Below are 5,324 nucleotides of genomic sequence, written 5' to 3'. Positions count from 1 at the left end.
TCTACCGCCACTACCGCAAGGGCGACGAACAGGACTTCGCCGACACCGCCGAAGGGCACCGCCGCCGCCTCGCCCGCAATCCCCCGTGATCAACCTCGAAGTCCCGCCCCGGCTCTGGAGCATCGTCCCTGACGGCCGGGGCGGGCGTTCCCGGGGATGTTGATCTGCGAGCGTGAGCGGTGCACAGGTCGTGTGCACCTACTGACGAAGCCCCGACCTGGGCGCCTACCGCATCATCCAGGAAGCCCTGACCAACGTCACCAAGCACTCCCCAGCTGCGCAAGCCCACGTGCGGCTCCGCTACACCACCGACCGGCTCGACATCACCATCACCGACCCCGGAGGAACTCCACCCGCTGGAGCAACGCCCGGTTCCGGGTACGGGCTGATCGGTATGCGCGAACGGGCGACCTCACTCGGCGGACGGCTGCATGCCGGCCCGCTGCTCGCAGGCGGGTTAGAAGTCGCCGCCCAACTCCCACTGCACCCGCACCACCCCAGCCTCGCCGACAGCCCCGACAAACGACCCCGACGGCACCGAGGGAACCCGCCGATGACGATCGGCGGATGCCGCCGGTGCCGTCGTCGAGGACGGTCGCAACTCCGCAGCCGTTTCTCGCTCCTAGACGTCAGCCGAGGTTGGATCCTCGGGCGGGGAAGAAGTCGGCGCTTTGGACGTACTCCATGGCCTTGGTGAATTCTGGGTCGGCGAGGCGGCGTTCCATTTCCTGCGGGCTCAGGTCCTCCACACGGGTCTGGATCCAGTACAGGTTGCCCAGCGGATCGCGTACCCGCCCGACCCGGTCTCCGAAGAACAGGTGGGTGACCTCGGTGACCGAGGTGCCGCCGGCCGCAACGGCCTGATGGTGCACGACGTCGGCATCCTCGACGTAAAGGCGGAGGAAGCCAGGGGTCGGCGGCCACTCCGGCCGCGCGTCGAACATCATCACCACTGAGTCGCCGATCCGTACCTCCGCATGCTCGATGGCCCCGTCCTTGCCCGCAAGGCACGCGAACTCCTCCGCGCCGAAGGCCCTCTTCATGTAGTCGATGAGCTGCACCGTGTCGCGCGAGATGATCCACGGCGTCACGGTGTGGTAGCCCTGGGGAACCGGCTTGACGGACATCTGACTGCCTCCTGGGATGTTGAGTGCCCTCATGCGGTGGTGACGCTAACCCCCGTCTAGGGCAGTTCCGGTCCTAGATACCACTCCGTTCCGTGCCGCAGGCCGTCCCACCTGGCCGCGCCCCGCCGCGGGGCCGGAAAGCCGTGGAGCAGGCGACCACCATCCGCCGCCCTTCCCACGGGGGCATGGTGGAGTGGATCGCCGACGAGTCGCACACAACTCCGTAGCGCTCGTTCCTGGTACGGCCGGCCGGTGTGCCGGTCATGAGGAGGTCATCCGGTCAGTGCGGAAGCCGAGCGTGCGGGGCGGTGAAGCGGGCCAGGGCCTGCTCGGGGGTGTGCAGGCCAGCCGTCCGGCGTCGCCGTGCCGGATGGCGTCCATGAGCGGCCCGGATCCCTGGTGGCCCCGGCGGCGCGGCTGACAATCGTCACGTCCGCCGCAGCGTAAAGGCGCCGCAGCTCGGCTGGCTCGCAGCTCCCGGGCGAGTATTCGCAGGGGGTGTGCCGGGGATGGGGCGTCAGCCGTTCCGCAGCCGGTGATCGACCGGTGCCCGGCGACGATGAGCGAACACGACGCGCGGGTCCGGGTGAACGTCTCGATCACCGTGGCCGTGTTCTTGCTCGGCCAGGCGAGACTGGTCTGCCGCGGGCTGGCTGCGGCGGCCCCGCTCGGTGGGCGCTCATCCCCGCCGGCCACGGCATCAGCAGCGGACCGCTGCTGCGCGGGCGTCGACTGGCACGGCAACCTGGTCGGCGGGTGATGATGATGGACGCGGGCGGGCCTCGACCGAGTTCGGATCGGTCGAGGCCCGTCTGGTGCGCGGCCTGGGTTACAGGTCGTGCCGGCCGGTCTTGACCTGGCGGAGCAGGTTGCTGTTCTGGTGGGTGGTATGAGCACCAGGGCGGGGCCGTCGGGGTTCTTGGAGTCGCGCGACTGACCTAGCCGGGGTGTTTGGTGGACTCCAGCGCCTGCTTGAAGATGTTCAGGCCGTGGTCCATTCCGGCCGCCATCGGGATGGTGAGCTCGTCCGGTCGCACGTCGTGGATCCAGACGAACCGGCTGCGGCCGTCCCCGTGCGGGACGACTTGCATCGACGCGTTGTCGTGTGCCGTCTGCATGGTGCCGCCGATGACCGAGAAGACGAGCCGGCGCAGTTCATCGTCGAGCGCGATGAGCCGCTCCCGCAGCACTGTTCCGTCGGCGAACGTGACGACCCTGACGTCCGGTTCGTCGAGCCGGCTGTCGGTGACGAAACCCGGGGCCATCCGGACGGGCCCGTCGGTGAAGTCGCTGATGACCGCCCACACGGCCGCGGGGTCGGCATCGATGATGATCTCTTTCTGCACGGAGGCCATGTCTGTCTCTTCCGTAGTGGTGGGAACCGGTCTCGCGCGGTGGTGAGCGCGTCTACGCGGCGACGACGCAGAACTGGTTGCCTTCGAGGTCGGCCAGCACGACCCAGCCGTCGAAGCGCCGCACTTCGCTCGCGCCAACGGCCCGGATGCGGTCGACCTCGCCTGCCAGGTCGTCGGTGAACAGGTCCAGGTGGAGCCGGTTCTTGCCGTCCCGGCGTTCGGGGACGGCCTGCAGGGACAGGCCGACGCCGCTCTTGTTCGCGTCCTCCAGGTAGGTGGTGCCCTCGTCCGAGGACGCGACCTGGTAGCCGGTGACCGCCTGCCAGAAGGCGGTGCTGCCGGCCAGGTCGTTGGTGTCGATGCAGATGTTGCCGATGCTGATGCTCACCAGCGATCCCTTCTGATCTAACTGACGTATCGGTTACGTCGGTTAGGTAACCTACCATCTCTGATAGCCGGGTAGGGTGCGAGTCGTGATGAACGAGCATGCCGCCGAGCCCGTGCCGGACAACCTCACGACCGGGACGGCACCGATGCCGCTGCGTGTGATCGAGGAGTTCGTCAACACCCGCCGCCGGGACGGCGACGAGATCGCGACCCCGGACCAGTTGGCGACGTGGTTGCACGCCCGCGGCCTCATGCCGGCAGGCACGGTGGTGAACGCCGAGCAGCGCGACCGCGGCGAACGGATCCGCGAGGGGCTGCGCGCGCTGATCGCCGACAACAACGCCCCGCCGGTCTCCAGCCCGCGCCCGGACGGCCTGAACCCCGCCGCTCGCGCCGAGCTCGCCGACCTCACCCGCGAGTTCCCGCTGATGCTCGACGTGACCGTCTCCCCGCCCCGGCTGGTCGCCCGCACCCGGGCGCCGGTGGAGGCGGCGCTGGCGAGCCTGCTCGCCGTCGTGGCCGAGGCCGTGGCGGACGGCACGTGGACGCGGCTCAAGGCCTGCCGGGAACCGAGCTGCCGATGGGCCTACTACGACCACTCCCGCAACCGGCGCCGGACCTGGTGCTCCATGGACATCTGCGGCAACCGCGCCAAAGCCCGCGCCTCCCACCACCGTAAATCCGCCGCGCCCTCGACCGGGGGCCAGCCGGCGAACCGATGACGCCGCGCCGTCCGTGCCGGGCGGAGCATCGGCTCACCGAACATCTGATCAGTGGCCACGCCGACCACGAATCTGCGCGATCGTGCGTCTGCCGGCTGCCGCGCGGCCGGGGCAAAGCGGTCACCATCTGCAGCCGTCGAGATCGGCCGTATCCGCCCCGACGTCCACATCATGACGCCGAAGAAATCCGCTTCGCCGCTTTGGCCGGGTGAGGTGGGTGACAGCAACTCGTCGGGTATCCCGCGCCCACACCCGACGGCACCCCGCTCGGAAGCAAGGCTGAAGCTGCTCCCGAACAGCCGGTCACGTTGAGAGCTCCGGGCGCGTGAGCGCAAGCGGGCTGCGTGGCCGCCGGCCCGCGAGGGGGCGAGCGGCCCCATTGTCCCCGTCAGTGCGGCAGCCGGACCGGTGCGCTGCTGCGGCCTCGGACACGGCCGCTGAGTTCGGCGTCCAATGTCTCCTGGGCGACGCGCATGCCCGCCGCGTAGACGGGTTCCTGCAGGCGCTTCCACATCTCTTGTTCGGGAGCGTCCTCGACGTGGGCGACCACCCACCAGATGTTGCCGAAGGGGTCCTTGATCCGGCCGCCCCGCTGCCCGAAGGCGTCGGAGGCGATGGGGGTGACGACGGTGCCGCCCGCCTCGACGGCGCGGGCGAACGCCGCGTCGGCGTCGGGTACGAACACGCGCAGGAGGCTCGGCATGGCGGGCCAGTCGGGACGTCGGTCGAAGGCGAGGACGACGGTGTCGCCCACGCGGATCTCGCCGTGGCCGATCAGCCCGTCCTCGGTGGCCACCCGGCCGAGTTCGGTGCCGTCGAATGCCTGGGAGACGTAGTCGAGGAAGGCTCCGGTGTCGTCGGTGACGACCCACGGCGCGACGCTGGTGTAGCCCTCGGGGGCGGCGCTGATCTGCTCGGACATCATGATCCTGTCTTCTTGTCGCTCGGCTGTCGAAGACGAACGTAGGCGGGATCTAGGCTTGTTCCGGTCCTAGATGCCGGGCATCCTGTGCACCATGTCCGGACCCACTTCGCGGCTGCTGTCGCTGCTCTCGCTTCTGCAGACGCCGCGCACCTGGCCCGGGAGCGAACTGGCCGAGCGGCTCGGCATCACCCATCGCACGGTCCGGCGGGACGTCGAGCGGCTCCGCGAGATGGGCTATCCGATCGAGGCCGACCTCGGCGCGCACGGCGGCTACCGGCTCGTCGCGGGCTCGGCACTGCCGCCACTGCTGCTGGAGGACGACGAGGCGGTCGCCGTCGCGCTGGGGCTGCGCACCGTCGCGGCGCAAGGTCTGCCCGAACTGGAGGAGGCGGGGATCCGGGCCCTGGCGAAGCTGAGCAATGCGCTGCCCACCCGCCTGCGCCACCGCGTCCGCGCCCTGGGCGGCTCGATCTCGGGCTGGATGCCCCCCGGCCGCACCGCCGACCCCGACGTCCTCACCGCTCTCGCCACCGCCATCGCGGGCGGGGAACGGCTGCGGATGCGCTACCGGGACCGGGAAGGCGCGATCACCACCCGGCACGTCGAACCGCAGCGGCTGGTCAGCGCTCACCGCCACTGGTACCTGTTCGCCTTCGACATCGACCGCGACGCCTGGCGCACCTTCCGAGCCGATCGCATCCAGACTCCGCGCGGCACGGGCGCCCGCACCTCCCGGCACCTGCCCGAGGAGGACCTGCAGACCCACCTCGCGCGAGCCGCCCTGGCCATGGCGCCGGTCTACCGCGCC

At 70.2% G+C, this 5,324-nt stretch carries 8 protein-coding genes; 4 read left to right on the top strand and 4 right to left on the bottom strand.

The features are described 5' to 3' along the window. The first annotated feature begins 217 nt into the window (after positions 1-217). Positions 218-697 carry an ATP-binding protein gene (locus AB0K34_RS45915; protein ID WP_364554816.1) on the top strand — a complete coding sequence of 160 codons (480 nt, stop codon included), beginning with the start codon at positions 218-220 and terminating at the stop codon, positions 695-697. On the opposite strand, the gene AB0K34_RS45910 is transcribed toward AB0K34_RS45915, so the two are convergent. Then, positions 630-1,127 carry a VOC family protein gene (locus AB0K34_RS45910; protein WP_138641087.1) on the bottom strand — a complete coding sequence of 166 codons (498 nt, stop codon included), beginning with the start codon at positions 1,125-1,127 and terminating at the stop codon, positions 630-632. The two genes, AB0K34_RS45915 and AB0K34_RS45910, sit on opposite strands and share 68 nt — an antisense overlap. 559 nt (positions 1,128-1,686) lie before the next feature. Between AB0K34_RS45910 and AB0K34_RS45905 the strand changes: the two genes are divergently transcribed. Continuing rightward, positions 1,687-1,887, top strand: coding sequence for a hypothetical protein (locus tag AB0K34_RS45905; RefSeq protein ID WP_138641086.1), 201 nt, complete (start codon positions 1,687-1,689; stop codon positions 1,885-1,887). A 178-nt stretch (positions 1,888-2,065) separates the two neighbouring features. Here AB0K34_RS45905 and AB0K34_RS45900 read toward each other — a convergent pair whose 3' ends face one another. Then, positions 2,066-2,482: an SRPBCC family protein gene (locus tag AB0K34_RS45900; RefSeq protein ID WP_138641084.1), complete on the bottom strand. Its 417-nt coding sequence runs from the start codon at positions 2,480-2,482 to the stop codon at positions 2,066-2,068. Positions 2,483-2,534: 52 nt separating this feature from the next. Next, on the bottom strand, positions 2,535-2,870 hold the full coding sequence (locus AB0K34_RS45895; protein ID WP_138641082.1) for a VOC family protein: 336 nt from the start codon (positions 2,868-2,870) through the stop codon (positions 2,535-2,537). Between the two features lie 88 nt (positions 2,871-2,958). Here AB0K34_RS45895 and AB0K34_RS45890 point away from each other — a divergent pair, with 88 nt between their 5' ends. Next, complete coding sequence (locus AB0K34_RS45890; protein WP_301174071.1) at positions 2,959-3,591, top strand: CGNR zinc finger domain-containing protein; 633 nt, start codon at positions 2,959-2,961, stop codon at positions 3,589-3,591. Between the two features lie 388 nt (positions 3,592-3,979). Here AB0K34_RS45890 and AB0K34_RS45885 read toward each other — a convergent pair whose 3' ends face one another. Beyond that, positions 3,980-4,516 carry a VOC family protein gene (locus AB0K34_RS45885; RefSeq protein WP_301174021.1) on the bottom strand — a complete coding sequence of 179 codons (537 nt, stop codon included), beginning with the start codon at positions 4,514-4,516 and terminating at the stop codon, positions 3,980-3,982. Positions 4,517-4,607: 91 nt separating this feature from the next. On the opposite strand from AB0K34_RS45885, the gene AB0K34_RS45880 reads away from it, so the two are divergent. After that, positions 4,608-5,324 (top strand): YafY family protein (locus AB0K34_RS45880; RefSeq protein ID WP_364554813.1); only part of this gene is annotated, 717 nt, incomplete at its 3' end.

The organism is Actinomadura sp. NPDC049382 (assembly GCF_040677125.1).
Classification (GTDB): domain Bacteria; phylum Actinomycetota; class Actinomycetes; order Streptosporangiales; family Streptosporangiaceae; genus Spirillospora; species Spirillospora geliboluensis.
This window is presented reverse-complemented; position numbering and strand designations above follow the sequence as displayed.